Origin of the sequence: Paenibacillus sp. FSL R5-0341 (genome assembly GCF_037975235.1) — a bacterium.
Classification (GTDB): domain Bacteria; phylum Bacillota; class Bacilli; order Paenibacillales; family Paenibacillaceae; genus Paenibacillus; species Paenibacillus amylolyticus_A.
The window spans coordinates 3,782,523-3,801,505 of sequence record NZ_CP150241.1 but is presented as its reverse complement, the minus strand read 5'-3'; the positions used below and the strand labels follow the sequence as shown (position 1 = coordinate 3,801,505).

The following is an 18,983-nucleotide window of genomic DNA, read 5'->3' as shown; positions in this document are numbered from 1 at the left end:
TGGGATGGAGTGAAACAATTTTGTCCCAAACCTCCTGATTGTTGTGTGAAGAAGGTAAACCCCTCTTAGTTGTCGAATGATAATGGTGTTAACAAGGGGGTAGGTCTATGGCATTTTTTGAGTACAATAAAGTTGATATAGGTGAAAATTTCGTTTTTGTAAGAAATGGGAGCTATACCTCAGAACCTTATGAAGATGGGGATCTAAAGTATGAAGAACGAACCTATAATGACGGTCATTGGGTTTGTGTTGTCAGAAAAGATCATGAAATCGTGAGAGTCGATAGCAATCAAGAGCTGATTAAAGTTAGACATGAGAGCGGATTGATGCAATTGACCATTGATAAGGAGGCACCTTAACGGGTGCTTTTTCTTTTGCTATCAAACGAATATTTGTAATTTTGCAACCAAGACCTTCCAAGGTCGTATATCATATCTAGCACGTTCTCATATTGTTAGGGGAGGTGAGGTTATGAAAAGTAATGTTCAGACATATTTGGATTCAAATTTAAGTTCCCTTGAGCATAAGGTCAATGGTTTTCTTAATGGAGAGGGAGCGCATTATGAAATCGTATCTATCCAATATCAAACAGGAAGTACGGGTCACTCAGTTCTGATTTGGTACAAAGTGCGATAAAAGGAAGGCACCCATCGTGGTGCTTTTTCTTTTGCCTTCATAAAGCCGTTTTAAGCTTTTCCGCATGAGACGGTCGTTTGCAGGGGTCAGCCATTTGAAGAGCGGAGAACAGGCGCTGAGTGAGCCTACGCATGCATATGGTGGTCATCGATGCGTTGAAACCAACTCAACATAAATAAGACTCTTGACTCTTTTCTTTCTATTGTATGATACTGGAAATACTAAATGGAATTGGAGTGGTAGTTGTGTTGAAAAAAGTACACGAAGAAACAAATCTAGATTTTATTTCTATGGTATCTGAACAATTTGAACAGAAGGATTCATTGTTAATTGAATTATTGAAAGTTCTAGAAGATTACGAATTACCGAGTGATCTAGAGGAGGTTGATCAACTACAAGATATCTATGACCTTGGTTGGGATAAATATGATGTGATTACCATACGTACTAAGTCACGTTCCATTGACAATTGTACAAAAGTAAGCAGAGAGTGGGTCGAAAAGCAAAAGCCAAAAGAAGTATATATTGGCCCAAATGAAAAAATTGAAGATTACAAGAATTATTTAGTTAAGGCCGGTGAGTTTAATATATACATCATAGATCACAGTAAGAAAAATCGTTATATTAGTATCATTCGTGAAGCTAAATGAAGTTTTTCTAGTGCCATCTGGTGTTTGTAACCTCCTCATCTTTTTCTTGACCACATTCACTCTTTAGATGATAGTGGAAGGTATTGAGTCAGAAATAGACGAGGAGTGGAAAGATGAGAAGGCAAGTTATCTTTGGAATTGTAGTAGCGGCAATCATTTTATTGTGGGGTGCTTCTTGGTACTTCATTCCGCAGTGGTATGATAAAACAGCTTTAGAAGCTGGGACATTTGGAGATATGTTCGGAGCGGTTAATGCTCTGTTTTCAGGTCTAGCATTCGCTGGCCTCATTTATACGATAACGGTTCAACGACAAGAGTTGTCACTACAACGAGAAGCAATTGAGATGCAGACTGAGGAGTTAAAGATTCAGAGAGAGGAAACTGCCAGATCAGCCGATCAACTGGAGGGTCAAAGGCAGTTGCTAAATTTACAGATAGCAACCACAACAATTAACGAATTAATTGCAAGTAAAAATAAGAGAATTGAAACTTACAGTTATGTATACGGCGAGGAAAATAATCGCGGAATAGATGCCTTGGGATTAATTTTTAATGAATGTAGAAGAGGTGTCAGACCTCAAAAAGAAATCAATTTTACATTTGAGTTTATGTTTAATCCTTTTTTTTATATATTGCAGTACATTGTAGATGCTGATTTAACAGAAAAACAAAAGAATGTTCTAGCTAAGTTATTGGATATAGATACTTCTGATTACGAGCTGCACCTGATATATAATCATTTTAACAATGATCAACATAAACTAGCTTTATTGAAGAAATTCAATTTTGATAGAAGGGTTGACGTTAAATTGTAGTTAAGTTATTCATTGCGGTGACCATCTGATTAGATGGTCTATTTTTGTTCAAGGGAAAGTTTTGAATATCAGAATCATGTTATCCAGCCTAGGGGTTCATGACCTACAGGCTGGACATATAAATATGCAGATGGTTCGAGATCTGGAATATCTCACGTGTTAGATATCAAGCTTCAGCAGGATGATCTGTTGTAAGAATTCCTTTAGAGTCACGTTCTTCTATGCTTTGACGTTGGTTTTCCGAGATTGTTTCATTGTATATGCTTTCTATCTCCGCAGGTTCCGTAATTTGGTTTTGAATGATGATATTTATTAGTTTGAATAATGTGAGTGCTGTATTGATGTCATCTTTCAAATCAATTCGTCCGGGATGAACAGCGTTATTCCCGACAACCCTAACAATATCTAGTGATTTCTGGATTTTTAAAGGAAGGCCTTCTGAAACAAGGAATTTTATGTCACTATTTATATTTTGGCTGGTTTTATCGTATTTTTTTAAAATCTCTTTTAATAGTTTTTCTAAAACCAATCTTAGCAAAGCCGCTGCTCCTCTAGGAGAGGTGTTTAGGATATCTCTCGCTTCATTGTAATCATCAAGTAGATAGTTTGGCATATCTTCATGAGGCATTGGAGCGTAAGAAAGGGAGGGAAGAATCATTTTTCCTTGAAACCAAAATGATATTTTCTGACAATGGTCACACATGCAGTGGTACATTGAACTAACTTCATCTATATTTCCAGGTTGTCCATACCACATGCTACTCCAACTTTGAGTTGTGTAAACTTCGCAGTGTGGACAACTGAATTTTTTCGAATAAAGTTCTGGTGGGAAATATGTATTTTTCATATGCTAATTCCTCTCAATTTTGGATGTTTCTTAATTATACAATTGTTACTATTGAAGGTGTTAAATAATATTATGAGTTTTTTTAAAATCCGTAGTAACAATATAGTAACTCGATGATATTATAAATTCATAGAAGTATGAAGAACTTTAGAAGGTAAGGAAACTTTTCCTGCTTTCTTTTTTTATGTCTGGAGGTGAAGCATTGAAATGGTATCATAAAGCCATTTATTCATTTGCGAATTCAGTTCTTCCGGCTGCCGTAAAGCGGCAGATGATGGGGATTGGTAGAATGACCTCGCCCGGGTCATCAAACGGATGGGATATATTCAATTGGCTCCCGAAAAAGTACCAGAGCGCTCATAATATTGATCTGACTAAACTCCAAAACCATACAGCTGAGGAATTGCTTGAGATTCTTGTGTCTGTTCATCCCGATATTTCGCATGCGCTCTACAATTTTTTGCGTATGGGTGACACTCCACTTACATTTACAGCAAAGAAGCAGAGTGGTAGTGACGACAAGAACGGGCAGCGAATGTTAGATGCAATCAAGAACTTACTGGATTCTCCACTTCCCTCAACTGGTTATCAGCATGGAAGGTCTCTGGACAAGCTTGATACGATTCAGCGGATGATGATCATGGTGCGTGGAGCTTGTGCTGGTGAAGTAGTTCTTAACGATCGTTGTAACGATGTGATTGATATCATACCTGTTGACCCTGCGACGATTTGGTTTAGGAGAGAAGAGGGGACGAATCGACTTGTGCCTTGGCAATACATCAAGAATCCACGTCCTCGTGTGGGCGAAGATTGGTTTGGTCAGTATAAGAAGATCGATACGCCGACATTCATTTATGAAGAGTTCGATCCAATGATTGATGATCCGTATGGGCGAACACCGATATTACCAGTTCTTCAAGCGGTGTTTTTTCATTTACAGGTTTTGCAGGACTTGAAGGCAGTTGTTCACAATCAGGGATACCCAAGGTTGGATATATCCGTGGTTGAGGAAGTTTTATTAAAAAACATGCCTAATCAATATAAGAATAATCCTGCTGGTCAGCAAAAGTGGTTGACTGAACGTATGAGTGAAATTATGGGACATTTTAATTCGCTTAATCCAGACGATGCTATGATTCACTGGGACAGTGTGAAGGTTGAATATCTCAAGGGTGGGAATGCAGGCCCAATGATTGATATTAAGAAATTGATTGATATTATCGATACGCAGATGGCAACTGGATTGAAAACGTTGCTCACATTACTATCCAGGCATCAAGGTTCTACTGAGACTTACAGCTCCGTGGATACTCAAATATATATCAAGTCAGTAGAGTCCGCTCGAAACGTAACCAAGCGTTTCTGGAAGCGGGCTTTTTCTATTGCTGCAAGAGTGCGTGGCGTTCAAACCCTGGTAGAGACAGACTACGCTCCGATTGATCTACGTTCTGAAATGGAGAGAGAGCGTGATCTGAGAGCGAAGCTTAACAACTATGTACTGGCGGAGAAAGAACGCTACATCACTGCCAAAGAAGCGGCGACAGAAGCACGGTGGATTATGGGGCTTGATCCTAATATACCGTCTGAGTTGCTTGCCGGTCTTGAGAAGAAGTATGGGTCTGATGATAACGATCATAATTCACCGAGTTGAGAAAGAAGAGTCGTTTATTACATGAAGGAGGTGAAAAGAAGTAAATGGCAAAGCCAACAACTGAGCAATTGGCGAGAATTAATCAACTTGCACGTGTTCCACTCACGGAAGAAGAAACCTATGTGTTTCCAGCAAAGCTTGTGGGGGATCAGATTATCCCACGTCGATTTTACCGATTAACACCTAACTTCCTTCGAAAGATGGCTTTCCAAGCCAGAGAAGGTGTGTCGCTGCTTCTGGATCACTCATGGTCCAACTTAGGCATCATGACAATTCCACTTGGAAGAACCTTTGACAGCCGATTACAGATGGATGGCGATGAACTGGCATTATATGCCGACCATTACATGAAGCTGGGACAAGAGGTCGGTGACATCAAGATAGATCAGATAGCGGAAGGTATTGATGCCGGAACGATCTTTGATACCTCAATCGGCTTCACGGTAAGTAGCCAAACGTGTTCCATCTGTGGTCAGGAATATTTCGGCGGGAATTGCCCTCACATACGCGGCAGAGAGTATGATACAAAACTCTGTACGGTTGATATTAATGACGGTGATCTTATGGAGAACTCACTCGTCTTTGACGGAGCTTATCCGGGTGCTGGAGTAGTGGGGATGAGCAACGTCACTGAGCAACAAGCAACTGTGAAATGGGAAGCTTTATCAGAAGATGCGAAGTCGCTTCCTAGCGACGGACGTGTCTTTTATTCTTTTAGCGGAAAATCCGGTCTTGATGGATTCGTAATCAAGCAAGAAAAAAACAATGTGGCCAAAACGCAGGCCGAAGGAGATGACACTGTGACAGAAGAACAAAAGGCTGCTTTGGCAGCATCACAAACTCAAACAATCGCGCTGACTGCTGCGAATAGTGTGCTCGGACAAGTCCGGGCTGCGCTGGGCGTTGAAAATGATGCGGATATTACCTCGAAGTTGGCTACACTTAGCGCTCAGGCTGCTGATGGTGCAGTCTACAAGACAAAGGTTACAGAGCAAGCTTGCGGAGCTGGTGTACGTGCGTTGGGAGAAGCGTTTAATACGGAAACTATGAAAGCTATGCTGTCCCACTTGCCAGTATCTGAGATTGAAAAAATTGGTGCGACTTACGAAGCTCAGGCTCAAGCCGCATTGGGTGGCGGTGGTCGTCATACCGAGGGTGATAACCCTGATCTTCCTGCAGGAGCTGCTAATGGAACAGCGCCAACTAACGCGCAGGCTGCTGGTCAAAAGACACCAGAACAACTCCAAACAGAGGCGAAGGAAATGGCTAGAGCTGATGCTATAGCCGCCCTCAAAAATACCGGCAGAAGTAATCTGCTGAAGGAGGATAAGTAATATGATTGGATCTCAATACAACGGTGCTCCGGGACCTGGTCAGATTAACACACAGGAATTTGTTGAAGTTCTTGCTTCCACGGACTTGCAAGCTCGGATTCCTGGCGGCGTGTTGCTTGTAAAAGGAAATGGAGTGATTAAAAAGGGGACTATTCTTGGGAGGGTTACTGCTTCCAATAAATTTGTTCCTTATCTCTCCTCAGCTTCTGACGGTTCGCAAGTCGCTGTTTGCATTTTGGACAATGATCACGATACTACACTCACCGATATTGGAGCTTCAGCGTGGATTGCTGGTATTTTCACTGAATCAAAATTGACCGGCATTGATGCAGCGGCTAAAACAGCGCTGAAGCTTTGCTACTTTGTATAAGGGGGAACAACATAAATGGCAAACGTACTCGACCCGTACTTCCTTACGGAAGTCGTTCAGAACATTCGGACAGATATTAACAGTTTTCGAGGTGCTCAAATCCTGACAAATGGTGTGGATTTCAAACCAGAACTCGGGCTGACCATTAAATATGATGTTACCTACGACGATACCGGCATGACCCCACCTACTGGACTCAATGATCCCTCACCGATCCATGCCGCTCCTGTTGTGAAACAAATGGAATTCACCAACCAGGAATGGCGTGAGAAGGCAATCATTGATCGAGAAAAGATTGCTACTCTTCGTAAGCCGGGCACGAGCCTTGAGCAAACTTGGGGCGAAGAATACATGATTGAAAAAATGGTGAATCTCAACCAACGTCTTGAAACTCGATTCGAGTGGATGCGTTGGCAATCACTTACAGGCAGCCTTGTTGTTCCAGCAACTGCGAATAAACCTTCTCGGACAATCGACTACGGCGTTCCGGCAAATAACAAGCCTACAGCTGATGTCCTTTGGAACAATATCGCAACTGCTGATCCTTTGAAAAATCTTGATGAATGGCTTCTTAGATTCAGGGGGAGTGGCGCAAGAGGTGTTAAAGTTGTAGCTAATAAAAAAGTGGACAGTTACTTGAAGCAAAACGAAAAAATTCGCGATCTGATCAAATTCACCTACGGCAAAGATATTGTAACAGATGGTTCGCTTTCAGAAATCGTCAGCCAAAACCTGAATGGTCTTCAATACGAAGTGTATGATGGTGGATACATTGACGATACAGGAACGTTCTACCCGTTTATCCCTGACAACGCTGTAATCATCATTGGTCAAGGCATGACAGGTTCTATCATGGACCTAGTGACGAGCCCGAACAACTACGAAGACATCTTTACTGGTCACACCGGAAAATTCGCACTCGCTAAACTGATTCAAGGCGACCCTGACCAATGGCAAGTAATTAACGGGGCAACTGTGCTGCCACGTTTGAAATACGTCAACTGGCACATTTTTGCTACAGTGGCGTGAGGGAGGAATAACCTATGACTACTGTGAAAATTTTGGTTGATGCTGTTGGTGAATACAACGCAGGGGACATCGTAAAAGATGCCCCTGATGGACTTGTTGAGATTGCTAAGAAGCAAGTTCGCAATGCAGCAACTGGTGAGTTACTGGCAGAGATCGTTGAAGTCGATTCAATTTCTACGCACACCCCATCGGAACGAGAATTAATGCTTCAGGAAGAGTTGGACGAATCAAAGAAGCGCGAGGCTGAACTTTTGGCGCAGATTGATGAACTGCAATCTGACATCCAAAATAGTGATTCGGATGATGAACTGAAAGAATTGAAATCTGTTGCGAAGGAAATGAAAATCCCTGGCTATACAAAAATGGGTATTGATGAGCTGAAAGAGGCGATTGCCGCAACTGGCGGTGACGCTGGTGGCGAATAAGATACTTACGACAGAAACATATCACGAAGAAATAAGAGGGCGTCTAGGCGTTGGTGAGGATGTAATATCTGAATCCGACATAGACGCTATTTCTGTTTTACCAATCGCTGAAGCGAGGATTGTAAAGCAAGTTCCAGATTACGCTGATTTGATTGGTGATGATCAAGCCTATGTATATGCAGCAGCTATTTGTATGGTTGCTGCTATACTGGCTCCATCTATGGCTGCGAGAATCAAAAAAACGATGAAAGATTTCGATTTCTCTTTCGAAAATCAGGCAGTTAATTGGGATAGACGTGCCTCACAACTCGTTGAAGAGGCAAATGAATTCATCGGCTTGATCTCTAGTTTTCAAGAGACCATGGATGCTCCATTATTTATGTTGTCTGGTCCCACTAGGGAGAAGGAAAGGCGGCGTTTCTGATGTATAAAGATTTCGTTCATAGACATTCTCCCTGCACTGTAAATGGGGAACAGGATAAAGTCATTCTGTCCAGAGAAACAAAGGCGACTACGGTTCTCGGTAAAGAGTACATGTACAACGGCCTTTTTGCTCCTAAGTCTCCTGTATTACCTGGGGATGTCGTGCAGAGTGATATGACATTCTTGGTCCAAACTCTCCGTTTCACCGCAACCAAAGATAAATACTGCTCCTTGATTAAGACGAACGTTACCGCGGAAGTCCAGCGGTACATGCAGGAGTTCGATACGAATGACAATCCAAAGGGCAAACCTGAGTTTACACTCGTAGCCGGGGATATCATTGGTTTCGCTCAACATGTCTCTGCTCAGCTCAAACAAGAAGAACCTGGTCTTCTATCCACAACTTCGCTAGTGCTTCTTTTGCAGACCAGTTTTGATGTCAAGGAGCCGAGTGATCCTGCATTGTTAAGTCCAGACCGCATCGTGATTGCTGGTAAGAAGTATCAAGTGGATGTGGTTGATCGGATCAAGTATCCGAATCTGCTTTACATCCAATTATGCGAGGACCGGCGATGATTACCGGTTATGATGCTGAACGTGCAGCGAAGGACTTGGAAAACAAGTTGGCGGTTGAAATCACAGGTCTGACGAAAATCGTTATGCTTACTGCTAAGACTGGTATCAGATATTACCCTGCTGTCCGAGAGAGTTTGGAAATGCAAATGATTGTGCTGGCGAACCAAATGATTTCAGGTGACATCACCGCTGATTACTGGCAAGCGTGGCTTGAGCAATTCGGTAAAGGATCACTTATGGCTGGACCGAGTCAAAACCCAGGCTTAGTCAGCTACATGAACAGTGAGGCATGGAACAAGCTGAGGTCAAAGGGTAGCCGGGTAGTCGTAGGCCGGGGTAGAGGTACTTACCGAGCTATCGACGGCACAATTAAAAAGTCCAAAGGCGGATACGCAGGTGTAGATTTGGAGGAGTTGGCAGAACGTGGTGACCTTGATCCATCGTTCAAAGCCACTCCTCCTACTTATTTCATGCGTATAGCTCTTGAATCCAATCGTGATCGGATATTAAACGGGATTAGTCGTGTCATTACTGAGTTTCCATATCATCGTTACTTCAGGGAGGTGAGAGATTGAGTCTTCAATTGTTGGATGCAGTTCAGCATGCGCTTAAAGGTGATGCTGAACTCATGGAGTTACTTGAGCTTGACTCATCTTCACCTTCCAAAGAGGTAGTGAAGAGATTGACAAAGGGAATGGAACCTGAAATCACGGTAAGTAACGAAACGGTTCCTCATATTTGCCAATATGTTATGCCAGGACGGTTTTCACCCAATCAGTTGGTTTTCGAGGGTAAATTCTGTCTGGACTTTTATGCAGGGACAGGTTATTCAGCGAAAGAGCTTTTTGAAAGAGCCTTTCGAGTGCTACACAATAAACGTATTACAATGCCAGGTTGGGCGACATACCTATGCCTATTAACGTATGATGCTGATTTTGCAACTGGAATACAAGGTGTCAAAGGATATAAGGCCATTTTTGATGTGGACTATCTCCGTATGAATTGAGGTGAAAATATGTCTGAACAACAGCACGAGGAAGTAGAGGGAAAACCTGAAGCTAAGGAAAAAATTCCTGAGCTTAAGAAGCTGACTCAAGAAAAAATTCGACTGGCAAAGAAACTTGGGCTGATAGACGGTCAGAAGCCTATTGAGGGATACAAAGAAACCGAAGATTACAAACGAATTGAAGAGATTGATATGCGGCTCTGGGAGCTTGTCTAATCAACTCTATACCCAAGGAGGATAAATATGAGACCACTCGTTTTTGATGGCGTAGGAACAATCGTAGCCCGTAATTTGGATAACACAATTAAGTACGTTGAGGACAAGGTAACAAAGGTTACTTTACAACTGCAATTTGACTGGCAGGCAGTCATGGGTGGCGACAGTGGATATGCATTCCACTACACAGCAGGGGATCTACAAGACAAAGTAAGTATCGAAGTGCCGCGTTACTCCGCAGCTATCGCTGATATGTCTCAAGGCGGTAAAACAGAGAAGAAAGAAATTGTGTTTGACGAAACAGAAACAGCTTTTCTGAAGAATGGCGAATACAAACTAGCCTTCGGAGAAACCTTGGTAGCCGACAGTGACGAAGTCTATCTCAAGGACCCGGATACTGATGCATTAACTCAACTTACTCGCGTGGCATCAACGCCGACCGATCAACAATACACGATTACTGCTGAGGGAGTGATCGAATCTACCACGGCAAATAATGATAAAGAGCTTCTTGTTACCTACAAGTGGTCTAACCAGGGCACGGAAACTTCATTCGATGGGACTCGTCGCCCAACAGCGTTCAAGTTCACGCACAGATTCAAGCTGATCGATGACAAAACGAACGATGAGATTCAATGCCAACTCACTATTTACAAAGCACTCGGCGGTGGTACGCTTGACGTATCCCAAGAACGTAAAAAAGCTAATACTTCCACCATGGATTTGCAAGTCATGGAGCCTGAACGCACACCAGATAACCCGAATGGTCATGCAATGACTATCAAGTTCGGAATTTAAACTATCACACACAACCCTGCCGGTAATCGGTGGGGTTCTTTTTTTGGTAAAAACTATATTTCAATTCAAAGGAGAATGAACATGAGTGAAGTTGAACAAGAAGAGAAAACATTGGATCAGACTTTGAATATTGGAAGCACAGTACGTTTGGCTGAAGGTATCCATAAGACTATCAAGGTCGGGACAATAAAGTTGATCCGGGAAGTAAGGCAGCATGCTAAGAATCTCAAAGGAATTCGGTTTAGTTACGTCATCGGGCGCGACCCAATTGAAGCAACACAAGTAGAAGAACAAGTTATTCCGGCCATTGATTGCCCAGCTATTGAGCAGGCGTATTTGAAAGCATTTGACATGATCTTTGTTGATGGCCTAACGGATGAAGAGTGTGAACAAGTGGACATGGAGGGCATCCAGGCATTGGATGATGTTTTGGACCGATTTCTATAAGGAGTCTTTTCCTCCAGATCCTGATTCCGGTGATGATGAGGGTTCGGATGAAGGTGAAGTAGACCAACCAGGAACGGACTGGATGGGTCTGTGGGCGCTCTGTATCAGCAATGGAATTTCAGATACAGAGTGGCCTAATATGACCATACCTAAAATACGAGCACTGATGAATGAAAAACAGCGTTCTCGTGAATTCGAAATCACTCTTCATGGCGGTTCGGTTGAAAACAAAAAGCCGAAGAAAGCAAAATACTTATCCGATCTTGGTTTCTTCCAGCCAAGGTAGGAAGGAGACAATATGGCAGAGGGTACAAATAGAGATGTCGTTGCTGCGCGGATAAAATTAGACACCGGTACAGTGCTACAATCATTTAAAAACATTGATACGGGTGCTAAAGGTAATGCTGATGCGTTCAAGGCGCTGAATGTTGAGTTATCATCCGCTGAGAAGTCATACAAGAATATATCTTCAGCAATGGATAAGATGGCCTTAACTGCGGATCAACGCCGCCAAAAGATACTCGCTGAAGCTGAAGCTCAACATAAGCAAAAACTCGCTCAAACAGCCTTACTTGGTGCCAAGGCTCAACAGTTGGAACAAACCAATCGTTTGATTGATGCTAAGATGCAGGCACAACAAGCATTGATCAAAAGAAGGAATCAGCAGATTGAGCAATCTGAACGTGAACATCAACAAAAGATGCAGATTCTTCAGAATCGTTCTGTCAAGACCGGGCAGGAGGCTGCAAAAGCAACAGGTACAGGAACGGATGACCGAACCAGAGAGCGTGTACTGCAAGAGGAACAGAAGATACGTGTTGCTCTGACAGAACGCCAGAGAAAAGAAGAAGCTCTCCGGGAAAAAGTGTTGCAAGAGGAACAGCGGATTCGACAAGCTTTGTCTCAAACTGAACAGCAAACCAAACGGATGGGGTCCACAATGGATGCTGTTTCTAAAAGCTGGATCGGTAGATTAGGTGACATGGCTACACATGCCGTTGTGTTCCACACAATGTATAAAGCAATGCATGAAGTCACGCAGGCAATGCATGAGGGCTTAGTAGACATCGAGTCAAACATGGCCGGATACGTGCAGACGAATGAACACTATTTTGTTCATTTTGAAGACGGCACAAACAAAATGGTTATGGATACTCAAAAGCTAAACCGCGAGACAAAAGCCTTTATCCAAACTGCTCACGAACTCGGTTCCAACATTTTGGACGTCACGGAATCAGCACGTCTCTGGGGCCGTATGTACAAAGATGTTAACGTTGTTCAAGAGCTTGTGCGTCAATCTACTAAGCTGTCCACGGTGGACATGGTTGAGCTTGAGGACGCTACCAAGTCCATGGAATCTGTAATGTCTCAATATGGAGTCCATATCACCAATGCCAACGAAGCTATGGTTATTGGTAACAGGGTCCTGGATTCCTGGTCAAAAGTTGCCCATGACACTATGGCTCCGGCGCGTGACCTTGGAGCCGCTTTTCAACGTACTGGTAAAATTGCTGCGGAAACAGGTGTGTCATTTGACGTGATGAACGGATTGATCTCTGCCGGTGTTCGTAATACGGCGTTGTCCGGGGAAAACCTCGGTAACATGTGGAAAACAGTTCTAGGTACGATTCGGACGGATAAAGCAGTGGATGAGATTGAGCGTCTTGGTGTTAAAACCAAGGAGGTTGTAGACGGGGTTGAACAATGGCGTAAAGCGGAAGATATTCTCTTGGACCTCTCCATTCAGGTAACAGACAAGAACTATGATCTAACTCAGTCATATGCAGATATTTCTCGTGGTGTTTACCAATATGCAAAACTGGCCGCTTCATTAAACGTAGGGGATATCTTGCTGGGTACTGCTGCTTCTGTTGGTTCTTCCGGATCTACGATGCAGTATTTGACCGTACAAATGGATACTATCCAGCGAAAGGCTGCTCAGACCAGAACGTCACTTCTTGAAATCTTTAACACTGCCGGCGAAGATGGATTGCGTCAGATGATTAAAGACGTACTAGATGGCATTGATCAGTTATTGATCGGTTTGACGAAAATACCGACAGGCGTCTACGCCGCTGCTGCTGGACTAAGTGGACTACTGTTGGCGTATAAGGCTCTTAGCGGTCCTATTGCGTCTGTAATAGCTGCAATTCAAGTTCTGAATGCCGCAAAAGCGCAAGAGACTGTTACAACAGTTGCCAGTACAACTGCAACAGCAGCGAATTCTGCTGCGAATACAGTTAATATCGTTTCCAGTGAAGGTGTAACTATCTCCACAGTTCAGCAGACAGCCGCACGGGAAGCACAAGCTGTAGCGACCACCACGGCAACAGTGGCAACCGGTGCATTGAGCAGGGCGCAGGCTGCTGCTACGGTTACTATGGCGGCGGCAACTGCGGGACTATCTCTACTTGTCGGAGCTATCGCTATTTTTGCTATGAAAAGTGGGGAAGCCGAAAAAGCAGAACGTGATCGGATTCAGATGATGAAGGACAACGATTCGGCGAGTCAACAAATGATAAGTCAGTATCAACGTCAGATTGATTTGTTGCCGAAGATGGTCAATGCTCACAATTCTTTAAAAGCGATGATTGATGGCGGAACGCTATCCACAAGTAAACAGGAACAGGCGAAACGTCAACTGGAAGAGATATCTAAGGCTCTGGCGATGACTATAGGTAAAGAAGGATTGGCACAGCTTGAAGCTGCGGGGTTCACGGATGAGGCAACTCAAACACAAATTGCTGCGCTTAATTCACTCATTGATAAGCAAAGGGAAGCCAGAAAAGCTGTATTAGAAGATCAGAAAAACGGTTTACAGAACCAAATGAATGAAAACATCGCAGCTATTGAAAAAACGAAGGAGAAGATAGAGTCTCTTGAAAATAGTTTGATCGCTGGCGGCATGGAGTTTATGAAGAACATCTTCAGTTTCAAAAGCGTGGACGAATCATCCAACCAACTGGAGAATTTACGATTGAAAATGGACTCTTTAGAGACCAAAAATCGCGAACTTGAAGCATCATTAAGTGATGCGAATGTCCAAATGCAACAAATGACCGTAGAATCAGTCGAAGCTCAAAAAGAAATAGATGCTTTGGCGGGGATAAATGGGAAGGCATCCGATACGATTGAAGAACTGACTGAAAAACTGGTTGAGCAGACTAAGGCTCTGAGAGAGTCCGTTCAAGCCAGTGTTTCTTCCGTTTCTGAGCTGAACCAAGTTGCGGACGCCCTCTCCAAAGGACAGTCATTAAGTGCATCTAATGTAGCAGACTTGATTCTAAAATATCCTGAATTGGCTTCTCAGATCCGGAAAACAACGGATGGATGGATATTTGAAAGTCAAATTCTAGAAAAATTAAGGCAAGTGAAGATCAAGAAAGCTATTGATGATCTGAAGGCTGAGAGGGATTCAACACGAAGCGTTGCGATGGAAAGTTTAAAACGAATTCAATTCTATGGGCAAGAGTTTGAGTCTATCTCAACTTTTGCTGAAGCACGCGAGAAAATTAAAGATATTGAAAAAGAAATTACCGAGGAGCAGAAGAAGAATGCTTCTGAATTGAATAGCACGCAGCTTATGAATCAAGGCATAGCTAATTTTCTTCAACAAAAGGCTAATGAGCAACTTGAAGCTAAAAAACAAAAACTTAATGAGTTAAACGATGTCGTTAAAAAATATGCTGGTCAACTACAGTTGAGCAATGACCAGATCGAAGCCATGACTAAGCTTCTGGAAGATGACACTTACGGGGTAGAAGAAAATAACAAGGCCAAAAAAGAAACCGTAGAAATTATGACGGACTTACAGAAGGCGATTGAAGGCTACAATAAGTCCTTGGAAAAATTGGATTCACAACAGAAAAGAGTTGCGAAGTCATCCAAAGAATATCTTGATATACTTGCAGAGAAACGTAAGGCATTGCTGGAGGAACAAAAGCTTTACGAGCAAGGATACAACGATCCATCACAACTCGTATCATCACAAGCAGAAGTAACAACAAGCGGGTCACCGTCTTCAGATATTACTAGAATGCTATCCACTGCTGTCGACCTGGCTAACTCGGGTGTGATGAGATACAAGCAAATAGGCGGTGAATTTACCGGTTCGTTTGATGACTTCAAACAACGAGCCTATTCAGACTGTTCTCAGTTTGTGCAGGAGATGTTTGAAACGATCGGAGTACAGGTACCGCGTACAGCAGCTCAACAAGCTAAAGCGGGAACTGCGGTATCGAAGAAAAACCTACAAGTTGGAGACCTTGTCTTCTTTAATACGAATGGTAAGGACAACTCACATGTCGGAATTTATATGGGAGACAGTAAGTTTATTCAAATGGGGGAATCGGGGTTAAAGGTCTCCGATTTAAATAATAGCTATTGGGCACCGAAATACAACGGAGCAACTCGTATTCCTGGGCTTTCGACAGATGCTGCTTACCCTACATCCACTAGTACGCAAACGACCTCTAGCGGAGTGGCATATGCAGGCAAATACGCTTCTGAGATTAATGCTGCTGCTAATCAATTCAATGTTGACCCATACCTTGTCGCTGCTGTGATCCAACGCGAATCAACTTTTGGAGCTAAGGGCGTAACCAATGTCATGCAAGTTAACGGCATGAACAATGCGACAGTAAAACAGAGTATTGATGCAGGAACTAAGATGCTCTCCGAGTTACTGAAGAAATCTGGCGGAGATGTCGCCATGGCTCTGGGCGGATACAACATGGGATCTGGAATCATCGATTGGTTTAAAAAGTCGGGCGGGTACAATCAATCTGACATGGTTGCTTATTCTGAAAAATACAAAAAAGTCTATAAGAGTAAGGTGTACGGAGATGTTGGTTATGTAGATAAAGTTTTAGCTGATTATTCTCCTCAAAAGACCAGTACAACTACACAACCTACACAGAAGCAATTGAAGGATGCAAAAAACACTGCTGATAGTGAGCTGCTTCGTATTAGTGATGAACTTTATAACATTGATGTCTCGGAACTTGAAAGTAAACTTGGCATTAAGGATATGAAAATCTCCGACAAAGAGTTGTCTTTAAAACAATCTGAAACGCGGCAGAAGAACATGAAGAAAGACTCCCAAGAGTACAAAGCCGAATATGAACTTCAATTGAAACTTAAAACAGAAATACAGAAACTGATGCAGGAGCAGCGTCAGATGATCGAACAGTCCGGGCTAAAATCGGATGAATTGACTAATAAGCGGCGAAGCCTGACTGAGAAAATCGGGGATGTGCAGTCTGAGAAAGAAGACATGAAGGATCAGTATGCCAGCGACCAATTCGATACCGCACAGGCCAATATGGAAGCTCGTGTTGAACGCATGCGTCAACAAGGCCGTTCCGAAATGGAAATGACCAAGACGCAACTTCAGTTTTATCAGGGGCAACTCAAGAATACGGCCCTCACTGAGGAACAGCGTGTTGAATCAGCTAAACAAGTGTATGACTTGACGAACAAGGTTACGGATCTGAAATTTAAAAATTCTACGAATTGGATCGATAAACAAACCGATCAGATGGAACGTCAAGGTAAGTCCGAGGTTGAAATTTACCAAATGCAAGCTGAAGCATACAATCGTATGCGCAACGATACCACACTAAAAGCAGAGCAACGAGCCGAAGCAGAGAAAATGTATCAAGATACTTCCAAGAAATTGATTGCATCTCGTTATGAATTTTCTGAAAAGTGGATGACTAAAGAAGCTTTGAAAATGGAAATGTCCGGTGCTCAAAAAGTAGACATCATGAAATGGGAGCTGCAAGAGTACCTGAAAATGCAGGCTGATAAAACCCTATCTGCTGAACAACAATGGGATATTGAACAAAAAATATATAAGCAGAGACTGGATCTAGATAAAGAATACTACTCTGCTGCTGAAAAACGGATCAACCACTTGAAGGCCATCGGCGAAATGACTACTCAGCAGGAACTTGCAGAGTATATGAAGCTTCAGGCAGCTTACCTTGTAGGAAGCGATCAACGAATGGATGCGGATGAGAAGGTCTACGATCTAAAGAAAAAACTGATGGACGAAATGACCAAGGCAGTATCTGAATTGGTAACGAAACAGAAAAAGCTATTGGACAGCGCGAGAGATGAGGAAATTAAACGTATCCAAGCGGAGAAGGACGCATTCACCTCAGCACAAGAAGCCAAAATCAAAGCTATTGACGATCTGATTCAAGCCATGGAGAGAAGTAATGATCAGGATGACTATGAGAGACAGCGAGCAGAGAAAGTTGCTCGTCTTGAAAAGCTCCAGTCTGCCGTTGGTCCAGAGGGTATTGCTGAGCGGAAGCAAGTCCAAAAGGATATTGAGGATCTGGATCGTGAACATGGTCGTAAACTTGCGAAACAGGCGCTCGAAGATCAGAAAACGGCGTTACAAGAGGAAAAAACAACTCGTGAAAAAGATTTTGACGATAAAATTCAAGATGCTAAAACGCATTATGATAATCTCTCTTCCGCTTTTGATGAATTCTCTTCGAATACTGAGCTGTCTGCCGAGAATCTGAAAAATATTCAGATTTTGAAGGAGAGCGAGAAGAACGAAACGATACTCGGAATGCTTGATGCATTTGTTTTGGAATATCAGAGCCGTCTTGATCAGATTGCTGCGGCAAGTGCTTCACTTGGAATGACCGATGTCTCTGGGGGAGCTTTGGCTCCAGGAACCGCTTCGAAGGACTCTGCATATCAAAAGGAAATTGATCTGTACACCTATAACGCCAACAAGGATGCTTGGGATGCAGCTAAAGCCCGTGGTGATGCTGAAACCATGCGACTCCTTCAAGAACAAAACGATGCCATTCGTAAGAAATATGGAATCGATAAAGATACAGGGAAACTCCAGCATTTTAGTGAAGGGGGAGTAGTCAAAGGTCCTCGCGGTGCGGCTGTACCAGTTATTGCGCACGCTGGAGAAGCTATCCTTAATGACCGTCAACAGGATTCGTTATTTAATCTTTTAAACCTTCGGATGCATAGACTAGACTTCACAATGCCTGAATTCTCAGTTCCTCAAGGTTCAAACGGAGTAAATCCGGAGAGAACCAGTAATCAATTCGTAATTAAATCAGGAGATACTTATATCGCGGATGAATCGGCTGCGAAGGTCTTCTGGAGTGAACGCGATAATTTGATGCGGAGGATGCAGGCAAAGGGAGGTAAAGGCTGATGATTGACGCTACAGCGAACGGTAAGTCATTCCGATCAATTGGACTTGGTTTAAAAAAACACAACATCCCGGTCTTGCCGCCAACGAGGGACTACAGTCTCGAAATTGCAGGACGGGATGGAGAGATCGATTTTGGTAGCACCTATGGTCCAAGATTAATTAACCTGGAGTGTATCGTCATGGCTGATGATACTACCCTTGACTATCATAGAAGAGTCGCCCAAGTGGCGGCTCTTTTTAATGTGAAAAAAGGGGATATCGTATTCACTTTCGATGATTTACCAGGAAGGAGATACATCGGTCGGTATGCCGGAACGCTTGATATTGAGAAGATTCTTTTTGATGGAGAACTGACAATCCCGATCAAGATGGGAGAACATCCTTTTCCGGAAAGTGATGAAAACATGCTGGAGGAGACGATCGTTAATTCACCTGAGACTATAAAAGTTTTGTCAGTGGGGGACGAATGTGCCAGTCCTGAAATTGTTCTAACTAACACAGGCTCCAATACGATTCAAAGTTTCAGGCTTCAGAATGAATATTTATTAGAGGGGTGAAC

Annotated in this window: 19 protein-coding genes; 18 read left to right on the top strand and 1 reads right to left on the bottom strand. The window is 43.0% G+C overall.

All coding sequences use genetic code 11. From position 1 onward, the window contains the following. Positions 1-107: 107 nt before the first annotated feature. The 3 genes from MKX75_RS16975 to MKX75_RS16965 all read left to right on the top strand — a co-directional run bounded on the left by MKX75_RS16975 (position 108) and on the right by MKX75_RS16965 (position 2,101). On the top strand, positions 108-359 hold the full coding sequence (locus tag MKX75_RS16975) for a hypothetical protein (protein WP_339166123.1): 252 nt from the start codon (positions 108-110) through the stop codon (positions 357-359). Positions 360-881: 522 nt separating this feature from the next. Then, positions 882-1,286 carry a hypothetical protein gene (locus MKX75_RS16970; RefSeq protein ID WP_339166122.1) on the top strand — a complete coding sequence of 135 codons (405 nt, stop codon included), beginning with the start codon at positions 882-884 and terminating at the stop codon, positions 1,284-1,286. 113 nt (positions 1,287-1,399) lie between these two features. Further along, positions 1,400-2,101 carry a hypothetical protein gene (locus MKX75_RS16965; protein ID WP_339166121.1) on the top strand — a complete coding sequence of 234 codons (702 nt, stop codon included), beginning with the start codon at positions 1,400-1,402 and terminating at the stop codon, positions 2,099-2,101. Between the two features lie 166 nt (positions 2,102-2,267). Here MKX75_RS16965 and MKX75_RS16960 read toward each other — a convergent pair whose 3' ends face one another. Then, positions 2,268-2,948, bottom strand: coding sequence for a DUF4145 domain-containing protein (locus MKX75_RS16960; RefSeq protein WP_339166120.1), 681 nt, complete (start codon positions 2,946-2,948; stop codon positions 2,268-2,270). 202 nt (positions 2,949-3,150) lie between these two features. On the opposite strand from MKX75_RS16960, the gene MKX75_RS16955 reads away from it, so the two are divergent. The 15 genes from MKX75_RS16955 (at position 3,151) to MKX75_RS16885 (ending at position 18,981) form a co-directional block, all read left to right on the top strand. Continuing rightward, the gene (locus tag MKX75_RS16955) at positions 3,151-4,599 is read left to right on the top strand and encodes a hypothetical protein (RefSeq protein ID WP_339166119.1); all 1,449 of its coding nucleotides are present in this window, start codon (positions 3,151-3,153) and stop codon (positions 4,597-4,599) included. Between the two features lie 44 nt (positions 4,600-4,643). Beyond that, on the top strand, positions 4,644-5,933 hold the full coding sequence (locus MKX75_RS16950; protein WP_339166118.1) for a hypothetical protein: 1,290 nt from the start codon (positions 4,644-4,646) through the stop codon (positions 5,931-5,933). A 1-nt stretch (position 5,934) separates the two neighbouring features. Beyond that, positions 5,935-6,303 (top strand): head decoration protein, encoded by a 369-nt coding sequence (locus MKX75_RS16945; RefSeq protein WP_339166116.1) that lies wholly within the window; start codon positions 5,935-5,937, stop codon positions 6,301-6,303. Between the two features lie 15 nt (positions 6,304-6,318). After that, positions 6,319-7,332, top strand: a complete 1,014-nt coding sequence (locus MKX75_RS16940; RefSeq protein WP_017687986.1) for a major capsid protein — start codon at positions 6,319-6,321, stop codon at positions 7,330-7,332. A 14-nt stretch (positions 7,333-7,346) separates the two neighbouring features. Further along, the gene (locus tag MKX75_RS16935) at positions 7,347-7,757 is read left to right on the top strand and encodes a hypothetical protein (protein ID WP_311280524.1); all 411 of its coding nucleotides are present in this window, start codon (positions 7,347-7,349) and stop codon (positions 7,755-7,757) included. Beyond that, complete coding sequence (locus MKX75_RS16930) at positions 7,738-8,181, top strand: hypothetical protein (protein WP_339166114.1); 444 nt, start codon at positions 7,738-7,740, stop codon at positions 8,179-8,181. Before MKX75_RS16935 ends, MKX75_RS16930 begins: the two co-directional genes overlap by 20 nt. Then, positions 8,181-8,756 carry a hypothetical protein gene (locus tag MKX75_RS16925; RefSeq protein ID WP_339166112.1) on the top strand — a complete coding sequence of 192 codons (576 nt, stop codon included), beginning with the start codon at positions 8,181-8,183 and terminating at the stop codon, positions 8,754-8,756. The genes MKX75_RS16930 and MKX75_RS16925 overlap by 1 nt, the downstream gene beginning before the upstream one ends. Then, a complete protein-coding gene (locus MKX75_RS16920; RefSeq protein ID WP_339166111.1) occupies positions 8,753-9,331 on the top strand; it encodes a hypothetical protein in 579 nt (192 codons plus the stop codon). The genes MKX75_RS16925 and MKX75_RS16920 overlap by 4 nt, the downstream gene beginning before the upstream one ends. Then, positions 9,328-9,762, top strand: a complete 435-nt coding sequence (locus MKX75_RS16915) for a hypothetical protein (protein ID WP_339166110.1) — start codon at positions 9,328-9,330, stop codon at positions 9,760-9,762. The genes MKX75_RS16920 and MKX75_RS16915 overlap by 4 nt, the downstream gene beginning before the upstream one ends. Before the next feature lie 9 nt (positions 9,763-9,771). Beyond that, positions 9,772-9,978: a hypothetical protein gene (locus MKX75_RS16910; protein ID WP_339166108.1), complete on the top strand. Its 207-nt coding sequence runs from the start codon at positions 9,772-9,774 to the stop codon at positions 9,976-9,978. A gap of 27 nt (positions 9,979-10,005) precedes the next feature. Continuing rightward, positions 10,006-10,776, top strand: a complete 771-nt coding sequence (locus MKX75_RS16905; RefSeq protein WP_339166107.1) for a hypothetical protein — start codon at positions 10,006-10,008, stop codon at positions 10,774-10,776. Positions 10,777-10,857: 81 nt separating this feature from the next. After that, a complete protein-coding gene (locus MKX75_RS16900) occupies positions 10,858-11,223 on the top strand; it encodes a hypothetical protein (protein ID WP_339166106.1) in 366 nt (121 codons plus the stop codon). Next, entirely contained in the window at positions 11,198-11,509 is a 312-nt protein-coding gene (locus MKX75_RS16895; RefSeq protein WP_339166105.1) for a hypothetical protein, read from the top strand. The genes MKX75_RS16900 and MKX75_RS16895 overlap by 26 nt, the downstream gene beginning before the upstream one ends. A 12-nt stretch (positions 11,510-11,521) precedes the next feature. Further along, positions 11,522-18,424 (top strand): NlpC/P60 family protein, encoded by a 6,903-nt coding sequence (locus MKX75_RS16890; protein WP_339166104.1) that lies wholly within the window; start codon positions 11,522-11,524, stop codon positions 18,422-18,424. After that, positions 18,424-18,981: a phage tail domain-containing protein gene (locus MKX75_RS16885; protein ID WP_339166103.1), complete on the top strand. Its 558-nt coding sequence runs from the start codon at positions 18,424-18,426 to the stop codon at positions 18,979-18,981. The genes MKX75_RS16890 and MKX75_RS16885 overlap by 1 nt, the downstream gene beginning before the upstream one ends. Positions 18,982-18,983: the final 2 nt, after the last annotated feature.